We start from the raw sequence: 15,205 nt of genomic DNA on the forward strand, positions 1-15,205 counted from the left end.
AATGCTATGTAAACCATTAAAAATAATATTATGAGAAAATTACTACACCTTTGTTTAGCATTATTTATGATGAACGCATTATCATCATGTGATGACTCTGAAGAAATGATGATGATCGAAAATATGATTCAGGGCCCCGATCTGAAAGTCTTCGGGATCACCTCAGCGAATGAGCTGGTTTCCTTTAATGCTAACAATCCTCAACTGTTTACTTCCAAAACAGCCATTACCGGGATTACTTCAGGCGAAAAATTACTGAGTATAGACTTCAGACCTGCTACAGGAGAGCTGTACGGTTTGTCCAACTCGAGTAAACTTTATATCATCAACACTTCTACGGCGTCTGCCAGAGCAGTGGGATCCGCAGCATTTTCTCCTGCTATTGCAGGCAGTATCGCTTCGATTGATTTTAATCCGACCGTTGACAGAATCCGCATGGTGAGCAATACCGGACAGAATCTCCGTTTACATCCTGAAACGGGTGCCGTTGCTGCTACGGACAGCAATATCAACGGAACCGGAAGTCCTTCCGTTACGGGAATAGCGTATACCAACAGCAAAGCAGGGGTCTCTAGTACTGTTTTATATGATATAGATCCTGTTTCCGGAAAATTATTTAAGCAGGATCCTCCTAATAACGGAACCCTAGTGGAAGTCGGAAATCTGGGGGTTACATTTACAGGACAGGCTGCCTTTGATATCAAGCACGACAACAGTGTTGCTTTATTGGCTTTAAACAATAATTTACATCTGGTGGATCTTAATAACGGGAAAGCGGTTACTATTGGTACTCTTCAGCAGAGCATCATTGACCTGGCCATTCCTACTGAAGCGGTAGCATATGCAATCGATAATTCAAATAATCTTCAGATATTTAATCCAAACAGCCCGATGCCGGTTTCAAAAGCAGTGACGGGATTACAAAGCGGTGAAAATATTCTGGGAATCGATTTCCGTCCTTTGAACGGTCAGCTGTATGCCTTAGGAAGTTCAAGCAGGATATATACTCTTAATCTGGGAACCGGAGCAGCAACCGCTGTTGGAAGTTCTCCGTTTCCGACATTACTTTCCGGAACCGATTTCGGATTTGATTTCAATCCTGCAGTCGATAAAATCCGGGTGGTGAGCAACACCGGTCAGAATCTCCGCTTGGATCCTGTCACCGGAGGAATTACAGCAGTAGACGCAGTGATCAATCCTGCGGGAGCAATGATCAGTGCGGCGGCTTATACCAATAATTTTGCAGGAACTACGGCAACTACTCTATTCGTGATTGATCATAATACCGATAAATTATACCAGCAAAACCCACCTAATAACGGAACATTAGCAGAAACCGGTTCTTTGGGAATCAATATCACCAATGCCAATGGTTTCGACATAGGAAGCATGAGCCAAAAAGCATACCTGATGGCATCCGTAGGAGGGTCTACAAAAATATATTCTGTTAATACTGCCACGGGAGCGGCCACGTCTGTTTCGGATTATCCGAATCCGGTTAAAGCTTTTGCAGTAGGATTAGGATTTTAAAGAACTCATAATTTATTTTTTCAAGAGGAAGCCCGGAAAACGAATGTTTTCCGGGCTTCAATTAATATAATATAAATGAAAGAAACTAAATCTGTTCAGATTTTTTCGTTCTGTTAAAAATCCAGAAGATAATCGGAAAGATCAGCAGTGTCAATACCGTTGCCGTGATTAATCCTCCGATAATAACGATGGCAAGGGGTTTCTGAGATTCTGATCCGATCCCTGTTGAGAGCGCTGCCGGCATCAGCCCGATGGAAGCCATTAATGCGGTCATGATCACAGGACGTGTCCTCGACTTCACTCCGTTGAATATGGCATTGTCCAGACTTAATCCGTCCTTGACATTCTGATGAAACTCTGTGATAAGAATCACTCCATTCTGGATACAGATTCCCAATAAGGCGATCATCCCGACCCCGGCCGAAATCCCGAAGTTCATACGGGTTAAGTGCAGTGCGATAATTCCACCGATTAGGGCAAAGGGCACGTTTGCCAATACCAGGAGAGAATCTTTCATGTTCCCAAAAAGGATAAACAATAAGAAGAAGATTCCCAGGATGCTGATCGGCACCACCTGTGCCAGTCTTTTTGATGCCCGCTGCTGATTTTCAAACTGACCTGTCCATCCAATGGAATATCCATCCGGGAGATCTATGGTTGCTACTTTTTTCTGGGCATCGGCAATGGTCCCACCCAAGTCACGGTCACGAATGGAGAACTTAACCCCGATGTACCGCTTGATATCATCTCTGTAAATAAATGCTGCCCCGTTATCTTTTTCAATGGTACAGATTTCTTTTAACGGAATTTTGGCGCCGTCCTGGGTAGGAACCATCAGGGAAGCAATATCATTTTCATCCTTTCTGTACTCCTGGGAATAACGTAACCGGATCGGAAATTTTCTTTCTCCGTCAAACATTTCCGAAGCGGTCTTTCCTCCAAATGCCATTTCCAGCACAGACTGTGCATCATCCGGCATTACTCCGTAAGCTGCCATTTTATCTCTGTCCAGCACTACACTTACTTCCGGCTGACCGATATTTTTAATGATACCCGGATCCTTTACCCCTTCCACGCCTTTTATTTCTTTTAAAACCTTCTCAGCCAGTTTATCGAGGGTCTGTAAATTGTCTCCGTAAATTTTAATTCCGTTTTCGGCTTTAAAACCGGCTACGGCTTCGGCCACGTTGTCTGAAATAGGCTGTGAATAGTTAAAAGTAATTCCCTGGTAGGCCCTGAGTTTCCCGTCAATTTCTTCGATCAGCTCATCATAGCTGATCTTACGTTTCCAGTCGTCTTTGGGCTTAAGATTTACGGCAAACTGTACAAATCCGAATCCGTTCGGGTCGGTACCGTCATTACTTCTTCCGGTCTGGGCAAGCACATCCGTCACCTCTTCAAAGCTCATGATATCTTTCTTCAGAAGATCTGCAGTCTTTAATGATTCTTTTAATGATGAACTCATCGGCATTTCTGCTGTGATCCACAAAGAGCCCTCATTGAGCTGCGGCAAAAATTCTGTTCCTAAAAATTTTCCTGAAAATAAAGTTACTGCCAGAAAGGCAATAGAGACGACCAGACTTATTTTTTTATGTTTAAAAGTAAAGTTGAAACCTTTTAATACAATCCGGTCCCAGAAATTGACAAAAGGATTGTTTTTCTCTTTTACATTTTTATTCAAAAGAATGTGGGAAAGAACCGGCACTAGGGTGAGCGTAAAGATCAGGGCTCCCATTAATGCAAATCCTAAGGTAAAGGCTAATGGAGAAAACATTTTCCCCTCTACTTTCTGGAATGAGAAAATAGGGATCAGTGAGGTGATAATAATTAACTTTGAAAAGAAGATCGCTTTCCCCAAACCGGTTCCGGTCTGCTTGATCCACCCGCCTTTAGCCATTTTATTGAACTTCTCCTGACCGTATTTCAGTGCTTTATGATCCAGCATAACGAAGAGGCCTTCGACCATAACGACAGCTCCGTCGATAATAATTCCGAAATCCACCGCTCCCAGAGAGAGCAGATTGGCGCTCATCCCGGCTATTTTCAGGCATAAGAACGCGAACAATAACGACAGCGGGATAATAATGGAAACAATTAAAGTCGTTCGCCAGTCGGCCATAAAAATCAATACGATTACCGTAACCAGTATAATGCCTTCCAGTAAGTTGTGCATGACGGTTTCCGTGGTGAAGTCCATCAGGTTGTCACGGTCATAGAAAGTAACCATTTTTACATCTTTCGGAAGAATCTTTTCGTTAAGCTCTTTAATTTTGGCTTTTACCCCTACCAGGACTTCACGCGGATTTTCTCCTTTTCTCATCACGACGATTCCTTCTACCGTATCTTCATGATGATTCAATCCGGCCTGCCCTACTCTCGGTAAGGATCCGTTCATGAACATCAGCTACATTTTTTACCAGTACAGGGTTCCCGTTATCGTTCTCAATGGTAATATTCCCGATATCTGCAATAGATTTTACGAGTCCGATCCCTCTCACGACATACGCCTGTCCGTTTTTTTCGATCACATCACCGCCGACGTTCAGGTTACTCTTCGTAACCGCATCGTACACCTGCAACGGGGTCAGATTGTATTTATCCAGGGCTCTCGGATCAATGCTTAATTCAAAAACTTTATCCTGACCTCCGAAAACATTAATGTCTGCGACGCCGGGCACTCCTCTTAAAGCACGGTCGATGACCCAATTCTGAAGGGTTAATAATTCCCGGGAATCTTTGGTTTTACTTTCCAGCGTATACCGGAAAATTTCGCCGGTAGGTCCGTAGGGTGGCTGAACTTCGGGGTCTACCTCATCAGGAAGGCTTACGGTTCTTAATTGGTTATTGACCTGATTTCTGGCAAACATGTCATCCACCCCATCGTCAAAAAGAATTTTCACAATAGAAAGACCAAACATGGTGGTACTTCTAACACTGGTTTTCTTCTGCACCGGACTCATGGCCAATTCGACGGGCGTTGTGACAAAACGCTCTACCTCTTCCGCGCTTCGCCCATTCCATTGGGTAATAATTACAATTTGGGTATTGGTAACATCGGGAAAGGCCTCAATAGGCATATTTTTGAAACTTATAAAGCCCGCGACCGCCAGAATAGCTACCCAAATAAAGGTAAATGCCTTATTTTTTAACGAGAAAGCAATTATATTTTTAATGAATTTATTCATAATAGAAATTAGATTAGACTTCAGCTATTATGCTAATAACTAAATGTTTAATTGTTGGGACAATCTTAAATAAAGATGTCCATTGAAAAAAATTGAAGTTTTTGAACCATACGTTTCATTAAGGAGCAAAATAATTAAGCATCTGCAGGAGAATGAGGTAAGCGGAAGGCTTAAAATCCTCAGATATTTTTTCTTACTTGTTCTTAATGTTCAAATTACATTCAAAAAAAGATTAGCTGTTAAGGGAACGATAGATCAGCAGCTGGTTGTTGGTGATGACCTGTTCTCCTTCCATCAGGCCTTCGTACACATACGTAGTGTCTCCGACCTGTTTTAAAACTTTTATTTCTTTCACCTTTACATCGGTGCGGGATTTATAAACCACCACAAAACTTCTGTTGTCATCAAAAATTACAGCCTTGGAAGGCACCGCCAATGCAGTAGTACTTTCCGGGCTTGAAACTTTGATGGTGGCTTTACTCTCAGGAATGAGTAGTCCGTTGGCATTGTCCAGAACCACTCTGGCCTGCATGGCATTGGTTTCCGGATCGATGATCTTAAATATTTTATCAATTTTTCCGTCAAATACTTTGTCCGGATAAGACAGGGTGGAAACCTGCGCTCTCATTCCCAGGCTTATTTTATCAATATCAGATTCATTCACATTCATAATGGCCCAGACATTGGTCGTATTGGCCACATCGAAAATATTTTCACTTCTGTCACTTCTCAGCTGCATATCTTTATTGATGTTTTTCTGAACGATGTATCCGCTGATCGGAGCTACCACACTGTAAATATTCCCTCTCTTCACCGCATAGACCGTACTTACCGCATTGGCCCTCTGCATCTGGTCCTGGGCTTTCTGCAGCTGGCTTCTGGCTTCCAGTACATCTCTCTCCGTGTTCAGTTTTCCTTCATAGAGTTCCTTCGCTACACGCAGATTATTCTGGGCAACCACCAGGTCTGTTCTCGCATCACTTACATCTTTCTGAACTTCTGCCAGCTCCGTGCTCCTGATGGTAGCCAGCACCTGCCCTTTTCTCACATGATCTCCCAGCTCCACATTTACACTCAGAACATTTCCTCCCACCAGCGGATAAACATCGATATAGCTGTTTTTATCAGCCGATATTTTTCCGTAAAAATTATAATGGTCTTCTACATATTTTTTTTCGACTTTCGCCAGTGCGATAGAGCTCAGCATCGTATTGCTCAGTTCAAAACCCTTTTTTGCCTGTGGAGCCTTTTCCTCCTGTTTTTTTGAGCATGACAGGATGGACAGTACCACCATTACCGGAATGATATATTTTTTCATTGTTTAAGTTTAATAGAAGATTTTTGTTTGTACGAGTTGATTCAGTTGTTCTGCCGATTCCATAAGTTCATTTTTCATATCATAGATCTGGAGTGCCGTTTCCCTGTAGCTGTCCATAAAATCCGCAAATTCAATAAGACTAACGTTTCCTTTTCTGAAATTGGACAGCATGCCGTTATATACGAGGTCCATATTATTAAGATCTGCGGTTCTGATCTCAGTGAGCTGATCATACTGCTCTTTCCATATCTTATAGGCAGACTGGACTTTCGTTTCAAGGGTTAATCTTTGAAATTCTGCGTTTTTCTGGTTTTGCTGAATGGCATAATTGGCTTTTTCAACATTTCCTTTATTGGATTTCCACAGAGGCAAAGGAATGCCGAGCATCAGATTGATTTCGTTTTTAAAAGTTCCGCTGTTCTGATCGTATTGTGCCCCGACATTCAGGTCGGGTACGTTTAAGGATTTCTGCCACTGTGCATAGAGCCTGCTGTTGTCAATCAGTTTCAGATTGTATTGGTAATCGGCATTATTTTCAATGGCTTTTCTTTTCAGCTCGGTATCATCTCCAAAAGGTTGTGATATCAATATTTCTTTAGCTTCCGCTTCAGAAAGCTTCGGTTCGATGTCCTCGGCAATCCCTGTTAAAACTTTAAGATTCTGTTCAAACTCCAGAATGTTTTTATTAATTCCTACCTTATCGTTCTTCAGCTGAATGACGATACTCCGGAGCCTAACTTCATCTTTAAGCGAGACATTTCCTTTTGCCGACTGCACTTTATAGGCCGCCAGAAGGTCATTCATATATTCCAATTGTCTATTGGTATTCCCGAATTTAAGTTTTTCGTAATAAAGATTAAAATAGGTCGTACGAAGCTGTGCTCTCAGGTCAACAAGAAGTTGGGAAAATTGAAGCTGAGCCAGTTCTTTGTTTGATTTTGCAAAAGCAATTTCGTTTTTTTTCTTCCCGCCCATATAGATCAGCTGGCTGATTTCGGCGCCTTTGGCCTTTCCTGCATCAAAAGCTCTTTTTCCTTCAGGATTATAAGCGTTGATATATCCGCTGGCCTGGGGAAGTTCCCAGATTTTAGCCTGGAGAATATCTGCATCGGCCATGTTAATGTTATACTGTTCCGCGAGCAATTGAAGATTGTTGCTCTGAAAGGCCTGTTCACAATCTGAAAGCGACATGTGCTGCTGTGCCGTCATCAGAGAGGAAAAGACAACAAACAGCCCGGCAATTTTGTTTATTTTCTCAATTTTCATGAAACAAAAATGCCCTTCTGCTATTAAAATGCTCTTAAAGAATACTTAAAAAAATATTAAAATTTTATTCCGACAGAGTATAATATGCTGATTTTGTTTAAATTAAGTTAATACTATCATGTATATATGATATTCTTACAAAAAGATATCAGCCTATATTTTATTTGTTAAAGACCACACTGAACTTATTCACTAAATCTTTCGGTGACGAATAGTTAATCTTTGCCCCATGGTATTCCAGAATTCTTTTGACAATCCGGAGCCCGAGCCCGGAGCCTGAAATATTCTGAGAATGATTTCCCCTCATAAAAGCTTCAAACAATTTGGCCTGTTCCTCTGCCGGAATAGTTGTCCCGTGGGAAATGACATCTACGGTAAGACAGTCATTGGTTTCGGTAATGAGAACATCCACGCCCGTATCATCAGAATATACGGCTGCATTTTTAAATAGGTTGATAAATACAATATCCAGTAAGGACTGCACGCCTTTTATCGTCAGCAATGCATTGTCAGACGTATTTTCAGAGATCAGAAAATCCATTTTCAGATCGGGATAGCTCTTTTCCACCGCTTCAAAAGATTCGAAAATAACTTCATCGATGCGTACTTCTTCATAAATGGTCTGGATATTCTCTTTATCAAACTTGGTGAGGAGAATTAAAGAATTTGTGAGATCCGACAATTGATAGACATCTTTCTGAATCTGTTTTAAGGATGTAAGTGTTTTGGGAGAATGCTGCTCGAGCTTAATTAAATTTTCCAGCTGGAAAGCCATTCTTGTGATCGGTGTTCTTATTTCGTGGGAAGCACTTGCCGTGAAGTCTTTCTGTGACTGGAACACGTCATCCAGCCTTTTGATCATGGTGTTAAAAGACTGGGCCAGAACATTGATCTCGTCATTGGAATCGCGAACGGGAATCTGTGTCGTCAGTTTATGCGCCGTAACTTCCGAAATTTCCTGATTCAGTTCTTCCAGAGGTCTCAGAAACTGCCCCATGAAGTAATAGCTGAAAAAACCGATCAGAAGCGTGCTCATGACATAGGACGTGATCAGAAGATATTTAAGATATTCCAGTTTAGATTTCCCGTTGGTATCAAAGGCACTGGTGAGAATATAATAATTTTCACCGTTAATGGTCCGGAGGGCTGCATATATTTCAGGAACTGTTTTTTCGGTATAGATGATCTTTTTTTCGTCAAGCTCTTTCAGCAATGCATTGTCCCAGGTTACATTCCTGTCTTTAATGGTGCTGTAGATCAGTTCTTTCCGGCCGTTAAAAATCAGGATGGTCTCATTCAAAAGGATATTATCCGAGTTTTCATTAAAGAACACGGGCGCCTCTTCTTCGAAATCTTTGGACTTGGCAATAAAATGGGAAGTAAATTCCAACCTCTGCCGGAATCTTTCTTTGAACTCATCTCTTCTGAAATCGTTAAAAGACATATAAATGATCACCATCACAATACCGAAAAGCAGTGAAAAGGCAATGCTGAGATTAAGGGCTATTTTCCGTTTTAAAGACATCTGCTATAATGGACTTAAATAATATCCGAAACCGGAACGGGTATGAATAAGCTTCACTTTGAAATCTTTATCGATCTTCTTTCTTAAAAAGTTGATATATACTTCTACGGTATTGGTGTTGGTATTAAAGTTATGTTCCCATACATGTTCCGTGATCTGCTGTTTGGAAACCGTTCTTCCCTGCGCTTCTGCAAGGTAGGCCAGTAGCTGAAATTCTTTCAGGGTAAGCGCAATCTCGTTTCCTGCCCGGAAAACTTTCTGCTCGGTTTTATTGATGATGAGATCATCAATCCTGATAATGTCCTGGTCTGTGGCATCTACCGGTGCTTTTCTTCTCAGCAGGGAGTTCATGCGCAACAGTAATTCTTCAAACTGAAACGGCTTCACCAGATAATCATCCGCCAGCCTGGTGAATGCATCTTTTTTATCGGAAAGATCTCCATAGGCCGAAATGATAATGATGGGGGTATTTTTATCGAATGACCGGATCGTCTGGCACACATCAAGACCGTTTATTTTCGGAACATTGATGTCCAGCAGATATAAGTCGTAGGTATTATTTTTAATCTGACGGATAAAGGTCTCGCCGTCGTAGATTTTATCGCATGTAAAATTATTCGACTCTAAAAATTTACACAACTCTGCTGAGAGAATCAGGTCATCTTCCAATAAAAGAATATTCATCACTATTTATTTTATACGAATTTAACGAAAATTTTCATGACTCTATCCGGATTATGGAGTACGGATCAATAGTTTAATCAAATTTTAAGCTAATCGTATTCGTCATTTGGCCATTCAGTTCTTCAGTATGCTGATATGTTTGCAATAATCTTCAATTGGCTGTACTGCTATTGCGACAGTTTCATCGTCAAAGGAAGGATCCGTTAATTTCCGTGCTTGTATTTTTAAACTTTTTATTACGTGATCAGTACAGGATTTGGGTTTTATTTTTTTCAGCTCATTTAGTAAGAGCGGAGTCAGGCTATCCAGAACGGGGCGCACTTCAGTAGCCAGATCAGGAGCCGGATCAAATGGAGGCTGATGTTCGGCTGTCCATTTTTCATGAAGCTGTCTTTGTTTTAATTTCCCGGCCTCAAACTGTGCCTGAAAGAAATTATGGGCAAAATTTGTATCGATAAGCAGTTTTTTGGCTTTTATCTCAACGGTATCTAAAATAATCTTTTCCCGGGCTGGATCGTCGATCGGAGCTTTGGTGTTCCACTTGCTCTTTGCGACCAGAGGAGCAACCTGAAGTCTTCTGTTGATTAATTTTAACAGTGCTTCTTTTTCATAGGGATCGGAATACTGATCCTGAACTGAACACGAAAGGAGACATAGCAGGACACCTGCTGTCAGGATACGAAAAAAAGATTTTATCATCATCATTGAATTTTATTCAAAAATAGGAAAATCTAAACATCTGAAATCAGCAATGGAATTCAACCTGGAGATAGGCTGAGATTGATAACCTGTTTATCTTATTTAGATGATGTTTCGAAGTACTCCTATGCGAAGTTTATCTTTAAGATCCCTTTTTTAAGATTGATCTACTAATCCGTAAACACTTCCACAGGCACCAATAAAAAAATCCCGAAAAAATCGGGATTGAAAGTGGAGCCAACTACGGGACTTGAACCCGTGACCTCTTCCTTACCAAGGAAGCACTCTACCGCTGAGCTAAGTCGGCATTAAAACAAAAAATCATACTAAAAAAGCATGATTTTCTTTGAGCGGAAGACGAGGGTCGAACTCGCGACATTCAGCTTGGAAGGCTGACGCTCTACCAACTGAGCTACTTCCGCAATTTTGTTTCCAAAACTATTGGTAAACGCTTTGCAAATCTAAGAAAATTATCTGAAATCTGCAAGATTTTTTTTAATATAAAATGTGGGGAGAGCAGGATTCGAACCTACGAAGCCGAAGCAACTGAGTTACAGTCAGTCCCATTTAGCCACTCTGGAATCTCCCCAGATATTTTATATTAAAATGGAGCCTCCAGAGGGATTCGAACCCACGACCCCGAGATTACAAATCACGTGCTCTGGCCAGCTGAGCTATGGAGGCAATTTTAATATGCTGACTGAACGCGGTTGAGAAAAATCTACTCTACGCTTTTCAGTAGTTAAAAAAAATTACTCTTGCGAGTATTTTTTCTGAGCGGAAGACGAGGGTCGAACTCGCGACATTCAGCTTGGAAGGCTGACGCTCTACCAACTGAGCTACTTCCGCAATTTTGTTTCCAAAATTATTGGTAACGGTTTGCAAATCTAAGAAAACTTCCTGAAACCTGCAAGATTTTTTTTTAATAAAAAACTGTGGGGAGAGCAGGATTCGAACCTACGAAGCCGAAGCAACTGAGTTACAGTCAGTCCCATTTAGCCACTCTGGAATCTCCCCAGGTTTTTATTTTAAATGAGCCTCCAGAGGGATTCGAACCCACGACCCCGAGATTACAAATCACGTGCTCTGGCCAGCTGAGCTATGGAGGCATTAAAATCAAAAAGAATTCAAAAGAACGCTGTTCCCTTTTTGCGAGTGCAAATATAGAACGGTTTTTTTGAATTCTCAAATATTTTATAGACTTTTTTTATCTTTTTTTACTAAGCCAGTTCTTTTTTCTTGATTAGCAGCTTTTTAGCCGTATCCACGCACATATCCAAACTCTCTTCGAAACTTGCAGAAGTCTTCTTTACAACGATATCATCGCCCGGAACAGCCAGAATAATCTCGGCAGTTTTGTTAGCTTTATCTGCATTATTTTCTACTTTTAAAAATACTTTGCAGTCCTGGATTTTGTCATAAAAAGTCTCAAGCTTGCTTACTTTTTTCTCAATGTGTGATTCTAGTGGTTCATGTGGTGTTAAACCAATTGACTGTACTGTGATCTTCATAATTCTTCTTTTTTAGACGCTCTTGGATGAGCAAGATTAAACACTTTTTTCAATTGTTCAATATTGGCATTCGTATAGACCTGAGTGCTTGCAAGACTGGAATGCCCTAATATTTTTTTTACTTTGGAGATCTCCGCCCCATTATCCAGAACGTGCGTAGCAAAGCTATGCCGAAGGATGTGAGGACTTCTTTTTTCTTTTGAAGTTATAAGACTAAGGTACTTATTAACCACCAGATAGACAAATTTTTCCGTCAGTTTTTTGCCCTTCCTGTTGACAAAAAAGTACGACTGATCTTCTGTCTGTGGTTTCCTTATTTCCCGATAACCTGCCAGCAGATCCGATAAATCTTCGGAGATGGGGATGTATCTTTCTTTGTTCCCCTTCCCTATTATTTTCAGTTCGTTTCCGCCCAGGTTTACATTCTCAAAAGTCATACCACAAAGCTCGGCTTTCCGGATTCCGGTCTGGTAAAGCACTTCGATGATGCATTTATCCAGCACATCGGTGACCTCATCAAAAACCTGATCATTAAGTGTTTGCATTTCCTCCTGGGACATCGGGATCTGCTTCTCGGAATAAAATTTTAATGAAGAAATAGTTTCTGTAGGCGAAATTTCTATTTCCCCGATTTTTAAAAGAAAGTGGTAAAAGCTGCGCAGCGATGACAGTTTGCGGTTGATGCTCCGTTTGGAAATATGATGCTCACTCAGTTCGACGATAAAATTCCGGATTACTTTTTTGTCGGCTCCTGCGATGTCTTCTGAAGATTCTGTTCTGAGGTAGAAATGTGAAAAGTCTTCCAGGTCCTTTCTGTAGCTTGTTATGGTATGAGGAGAATACCTCTTTTCGTGTTCTAAATAGTCTAAAAATTTATCCAGCATCGGTTAGGTATAAAACAAAAATTCATTCTTCAAATATAGTATTTAAAGAATGAATTATATGCGATTTAAGAAAATTCTTAAGCCTGCTCCTCTTTGCTAAGGTTTCTTTGCTTGTGAGCTGCTTTAAGTCTTGCTTGTCTCAAAGTTACAGAAGGCTTAATAAACTGTTGTCTAGCTCTCAATTGACGAACTGTACCTGTTTTATCAAATTTTCTTTTATATTTTTTTAATGCTCTGTCGATGGATTCACCATCTTTTACTGGAATTATTAACATATTTTACATCTCATTTTGGATTGCAAAACTAAACTATTTTTATGAAACAGCAAAATTTAACAGATAAAAATACTGGTTAACTTCTATAATTCACCCATTTATATGAAGGTATAGGCGCTAGGAACCACCTGTATAACACGCCGGGTATTATCATTGTCCGCGAAATTTCCCTTTGGGTATAACGTATTTTTAAACTAAATACCCTATCTTTGTACTACTTTACACCATGGGGTTGACTGGTTTCGACAGCAAGGTCAGTGGGTAAGTAAGCATGCAGAGAACCGTAGCGCGATCTCTTTAATCCCTTGCTACAAAATTTTAACTGGCAACGAAGAGTTCGCTCTTGCAGCTTAATATCGAAGTATAGTAGATCAAGCGTTTTCCCGAAGATTTCAGTAGGGAAGCAAGATATTCCACAAACGCCCTGTTCTGCGGCTTTTGATTCTGGGATATAGGAATGCAGAAATAAGGCTTTAGACGCTTCGGCTAAAGCACGAAAATTCAGAAGATAAGCTGGAAGTTGGGTGTCTGCTCTCTGCCTCCAGTCGAAAACCTATAGCAGAATAAGCATGTAGAAATCTTATGTATTGCTTGTTTGGACGAGGGTTCGAATCCCTCCAACTCCACTTTTTAAACTAAAGAGAATTTGTAAATTATTCAATTTTAAATAATTACATTTTCTCTTTTTTGTTTTTGTACCCAAAGTTGTACCCGAATTTTAAAATGTCTTTTTTTGAATCTGTTTGAACTAAATTAAACCTATTTGAATTTTAAGAATACAATAAACTTACAACAACACAAATATACTACGATTTAAAGTGATGCCCGTTACTTTCAAAATAATCAAACATTATACTCCTTGCCGTAGCTTCCCAATCTATCACAATCCAATTAGGAATATTAAAAGTATCATCTTCATATAGCCATTGTACAAAATCTTCATCCGAATTAAATTCGTCGTAATAAAAATTGTTTACATACTCATAAAGGTTTTGAAACTCCATTTTACCTAAACAATCCAAACAAGTTTCGTAAACATCTAAATTATGCCCAGAATTATTGATTTGTTCCAGTATTAAAAAATATATCTGAAAAAAGAAAAAACAGCAGATAACACCGTATTGGCGAAATGGCGGTTTACTGGAGAAATTGAAAGTTTCTCCTTTTTTTGTCGCAACAGCCTTTTATATTTCCTTTTTTCATAAATTTAGAAAATAAAAGATTGTTGCTTAGATTAGTACAAGTTTGAGAGCTTAGATCTTCTGATTCGTCACTATCCCGAATACATAGTCCATTGTGCAATATTATTAACAACATTCGTCTTCCAAACATGGATACAAAACAAATGGAAATTGAGGCTGAGTATTATATAACTTCACTATTAAATCGATTCGATTTTTTGGTGAGTAAACCTATGTATGATAGAGAGGGCTGTGATCTACAAATTATAGATAATCAAAAATCTCCAAGTAAATTATTAAGAGTGCAATCAAAGGGAAGAACTTTCAGTAATTCAACCCAAGTAGAAATTCCAACAAAATATGTTGATGATACGTTTGTTTTAATTTTGTATCTAAGAGACGAGTTAAAAAACGAATTTACATTTATCTTCTTTAACGAGGATATTAAGAAATTTAAAATCAATAATAATAATTACATTCTCTATTGTTCAAAAGCTAGTTTTATAGAAGAATACAAATATTTTCAATTTACATCACAAATTGAAAAACTTAGAGAAAATCTTTTGAAAGCTAAAATTAAATATCAAACAACTCTAATCATAGATAGAAAAAGTTTAGATCAATCAATAGCTAATACAAGAAATTTCTATGTTAATTACTATCCTCAAAAAGAAATTATTAAGCCTAAATTGATAGATGTTATAAAAGAAATTATTAGATGTTATGACAAATCTGAACATTATACAAAAACTATAAATGTATTTCTCTTTAATTCTTTAGAAAATGAATTTGAGAAACTTTTTTTTAAATCTGAAGAACTTATAATTAGGAACAACAAAATTAGAATTTTTGAATTAAATATTGATGGTGATATAACAATAGAAATCGAAGACTATTTAAGACGTGTAATTGATTCGGAAAATATTATACTCACAATAAATGAAATTTCATTTACCCCTTTATTAAAAATACTAAAAGAAGAAGGTAAAGATATAGTACTAGTTTGTGAGAAAAACGATAATGGATTAAGAGAACATGGATTTTATTGGGGGAAAATTGATGATGCAATTGCTCGAACCTTAAATTTATTACCAGGTGAAATTCCGTTTACCAGAATACAGAAATAAATCTTGGACGTCCAAAATTC

The 15,205-nt window shown here is 39.2% G+C and carries 11 protein-coding genes, 7 tRNA genes, 1 other RNA gene and 1 pseudogene; 3 read left to right on the forward strand and 17 right to left on the reverse strand.

Going from position 1 to position 15,205, the window contains the following annotated elements; translation table 11 throughout:
• The first annotated feature begins 30 nt into the window (after positions 1 to 30).
• Positions 31 to 1,530: a DUF4394 domain-containing protein gene (locus ODZ84_RS11430; protein ID WP_266177258.1), complete on the forward strand. Its 1,500-nt coding sequence runs from the start codon at positions 31 to 33 to the stop codon at positions 1,528 to 1,530.
• A gap of 85 nt (positions 1,531 to 1,615) precedes the next feature.
• Here the strand turns inward: ODZ84_RS11430 and ODZ84_RS11435 are convergent.
• From ODZ84_RS11435 to rpsU, 16 genes and pseudogenes are all read right to left on the reverse strand, one after another.
• Positions 1,616 to 4,715, reverse strand: a pseudogene (locus tag ODZ84_RS11435) (efflux RND transporter permease subunit).
• A 232-nt stretch (positions 4,716 to 4,947) separates the two neighbouring features.
• A complete protein-coding gene (locus ODZ84_RS11440) occupies positions 4,948 to 6,033 on the reverse strand; it encodes an efflux RND transporter periplasmic adaptor subunit (protein WP_266177259.1) in 1,086 nt (361 codons plus the stop codon).
• A 9-nt stretch (positions 6,034 to 6,042) separates the two neighbouring features.
• Entirely contained in the window at positions 6,043 to 7,299 is a 1,257-nt protein-coding gene (locus tag ODZ84_RS11445; RefSeq protein WP_266177261.1) for a TolC family protein, read from the reverse strand.
• Between the two features lie 160 nt (positions 7,300 to 7,459).
• Complete coding sequence (locus tag ODZ84_RS11450) at positions 7,460 to 8,824, reverse strand: ATP-binding protein (protein ID WP_266177263.1); 1,365 nt, start codon at positions 8,822 to 8,824, stop codon at positions 7,460 to 7,462.
• Between the two features lie 3 nt (positions 8,825 to 8,827).
• Entirely contained in the window at positions 8,828 to 9,508 is a 681-nt protein-coding gene (locus ODZ84_RS11455; RefSeq protein WP_266177264.1) for a response regulator transcription factor, read from the reverse strand.
• 114 nt (positions 9,509 to 9,622) lie between these two features.
• Positions 9,623 to 10,207 (reverse strand): gamma subclass chorismate mutase AroQ, encoded by a 585-nt coding sequence (gene aroQ, locus ODZ84_RS11460; protein ID WP_266177265.1) that lies wholly within the window; start codon positions 10,205 to 10,207, stop codon positions 9,623 to 9,625.
• 232 nt (positions 10,208 to 10,439) lie between these two features.
• Positions 10,440 to 10,514 (reverse strand) — tRNA-Thr (locus tag ODZ84_RS11465).
• A 42-nt stretch (positions 10,515 to 10,556) separates the two neighbouring features.
• Positions 10,557 to 10,629: transfer RNA gene (locus ODZ84_RS11470), tRNA-Gly, on the reverse strand.
• An 86-nt stretch (positions 10,630 to 10,715) separates the two neighbouring features.
• A tRNA-Tyr gene (locus tag ODZ84_RS11475) sits at positions 10,716 to 10,796 on the reverse strand.
• Positions 10,797 to 10,814: 18 nt separating this feature from the next.
• A tRNA-Thr gene (locus tag ODZ84_RS11480) sits at positions 10,815 to 10,891 on the reverse strand.
• A 92-nt stretch (positions 10,892 to 10,983) separates the two neighbouring features.
• Positions 10,984 to 11,056 (reverse strand) — tRNA-Gly (locus ODZ84_RS11485).
• 87 nt (positions 11,057 to 11,143) lie between these two features.
• Positions 11,144 to 11,224 (reverse strand) — tRNA-Tyr (locus ODZ84_RS11490).
• 18 nt (positions 11,225 to 11,242) lie between these two features.
• A tRNA-Thr gene (locus ODZ84_RS11495) sits at positions 11,243 to 11,316 on the reverse strand.
• A gap of 111 nt (positions 11,317 to 11,427) precedes the next feature.
• On the reverse strand, positions 11,428 to 11,718 hold the full coding sequence (locus ODZ84_RS11500) for an HPF/RaiA family ribosome-associated protein (protein ID WP_266177266.1): 291 nt from the start codon (positions 11,716 to 11,718) through the stop codon (positions 11,428 to 11,430).
• Positions 11,715 to 12,602 (reverse strand): tyrosine-type recombinase/integrase, encoded by an 888-nt coding sequence (locus tag ODZ84_RS11505; protein ID WP_266177267.1) that lies wholly within the window; start codon positions 12,600 to 12,602, stop codon positions 11,715 to 11,717. The genes ODZ84_RS11500 and ODZ84_RS11505 overlap by 4 nt, the downstream gene beginning before the upstream one ends.
• 77 nt (positions 12,603 to 12,679) lie before the next feature.
• Complete coding sequence (gene rpsU, locus ODZ84_RS11510; protein ID WP_062697349.1) at positions 12,680 to 12,877, reverse strand: 30S ribosomal protein S21; 198 nt, start codon at positions 12,875 to 12,877, stop codon at positions 12,680 to 12,682.
• Between the two features lie 228 nt (positions 12,878 to 13,105).
• Here rpsU and ssrA point away from each other — a divergent pair.
• Positions 13,106 to 13,506, forward strand: a transfer-messenger RNA (tmRNA) gene (ssrA, locus tag ODZ84_RS11515).
• Between the two features lie 177 nt (positions 13,507 to 13,683).
• Here the strand turns inward: ssrA and ODZ84_RS11520 are convergent.
• A complete protein-coding gene (locus ODZ84_RS11520) occupies positions 13,684 to 13,881 on the reverse strand; it encodes a hypothetical protein (RefSeq protein ID WP_266177271.1) in 198 nt (65 codons plus the stop codon).
• A gap of 326 nt (positions 13,882 to 14,207) precedes the next feature.
• Between ODZ84_RS11520 and ODZ84_RS11525 the strand changes: the two genes are divergently transcribed.
• Positions 14,208 to 15,185 carry a hypothetical protein gene (locus ODZ84_RS11525; RefSeq protein WP_266177272.1) on the forward strand — a complete coding sequence of 326 codons (978 nt, stop codon included), beginning with the start codon at positions 14,208 to 14,210 and terminating at the stop codon, positions 15,183 to 15,185.
• The last annotated feature ends 20 nt before the right edge of the window (positions 15,186 to 15,205 follow it).

Source organism: Chryseobacterium fluminis (assembly GCF_026314945.1).
Lineage (GTDB): Bacteria > Bacteroidota > Bacteroidia > Flavobacteriales > Weeksellaceae > Chryseobacterium > Chryseobacterium fluminis.

Excerpts from the sequence above, each read along its gene's own strand:
- ODZ84_RS11430 (WP_266177258.1), top strand. The coding sequence starts at position 31 with ATGAGAAAATTACTACACCTTTGTTTAGCATTATTTATGATGAACGCA.
- ODZ84_RS11440 (WP_266177259.1), bottom strand. The coding sequence starts at position 6,033 with ATGAAAAAATATATCATTCCGGTAATGGTGGTACTGTCCATCCTGTCA.
- ODZ84_RS11445 (WP_266177261.1), bottom strand. The coding sequence starts at position 7,299 with ATGAAAATTGAGAAAATAAACAAAATTGCCGGGCTGTTTGTTGTCTTT.
- ODZ84_RS11450 (WP_266177263.1), bottom strand. The coding sequence starts at position 8,824 with ATGTCTTTAAAACGGAAAATAGCCCTTAATCTCAGCATTGCCTTTTCA.
- ODZ84_RS11455 (WP_266177264.1), bottom strand. The coding sequence starts at position 9,508 with ATGAATATTCTTTTATTGGAAGATGACCTGATTCTCTCAGCAGAGTTG.
- aroQ (WP_266177265.1), bottom strand. The coding sequence starts at position 10,207 with ATGATAAAATCTTTTTTTCGTATCCTGACAGCAGGTGTCCTGCTATGT.
- ODZ84_RS11500 (WP_266177266.1), bottom strand. The coding sequence starts at position 11,718 with ATGAAGATCACAGTACAGTCAATTGGTTTAACACCACATGAACCACTA.
- ODZ84_RS11505 (WP_266177267.1), bottom strand. The coding sequence starts at position 12,602 with ATGCTGGATAAATTTTTAGACTATTTAGAACACGAAAAGAGGTATTCT.
- rpsU (WP_062697349.1), bottom strand. The coding sequence starts at position 12,877 with ATGTTAATAATTCCAGTAAAAGATGGTGAATCCATCGACAGAGCATTA.
- ODZ84_RS11520 (WP_266177271.1), bottom strand. The coding sequence starts at position 13,881 with ATGGAGTTTCAAAACCTTTATGAGTATGTAAACAATTTTTATTACGAC.
- ODZ84_RS11525 (WP_266177272.1), top strand. The coding sequence starts at position 14,208 with ATGGATACAAAACAAATGGAAATTGAGGCTGAGTATTATATAACTTCA.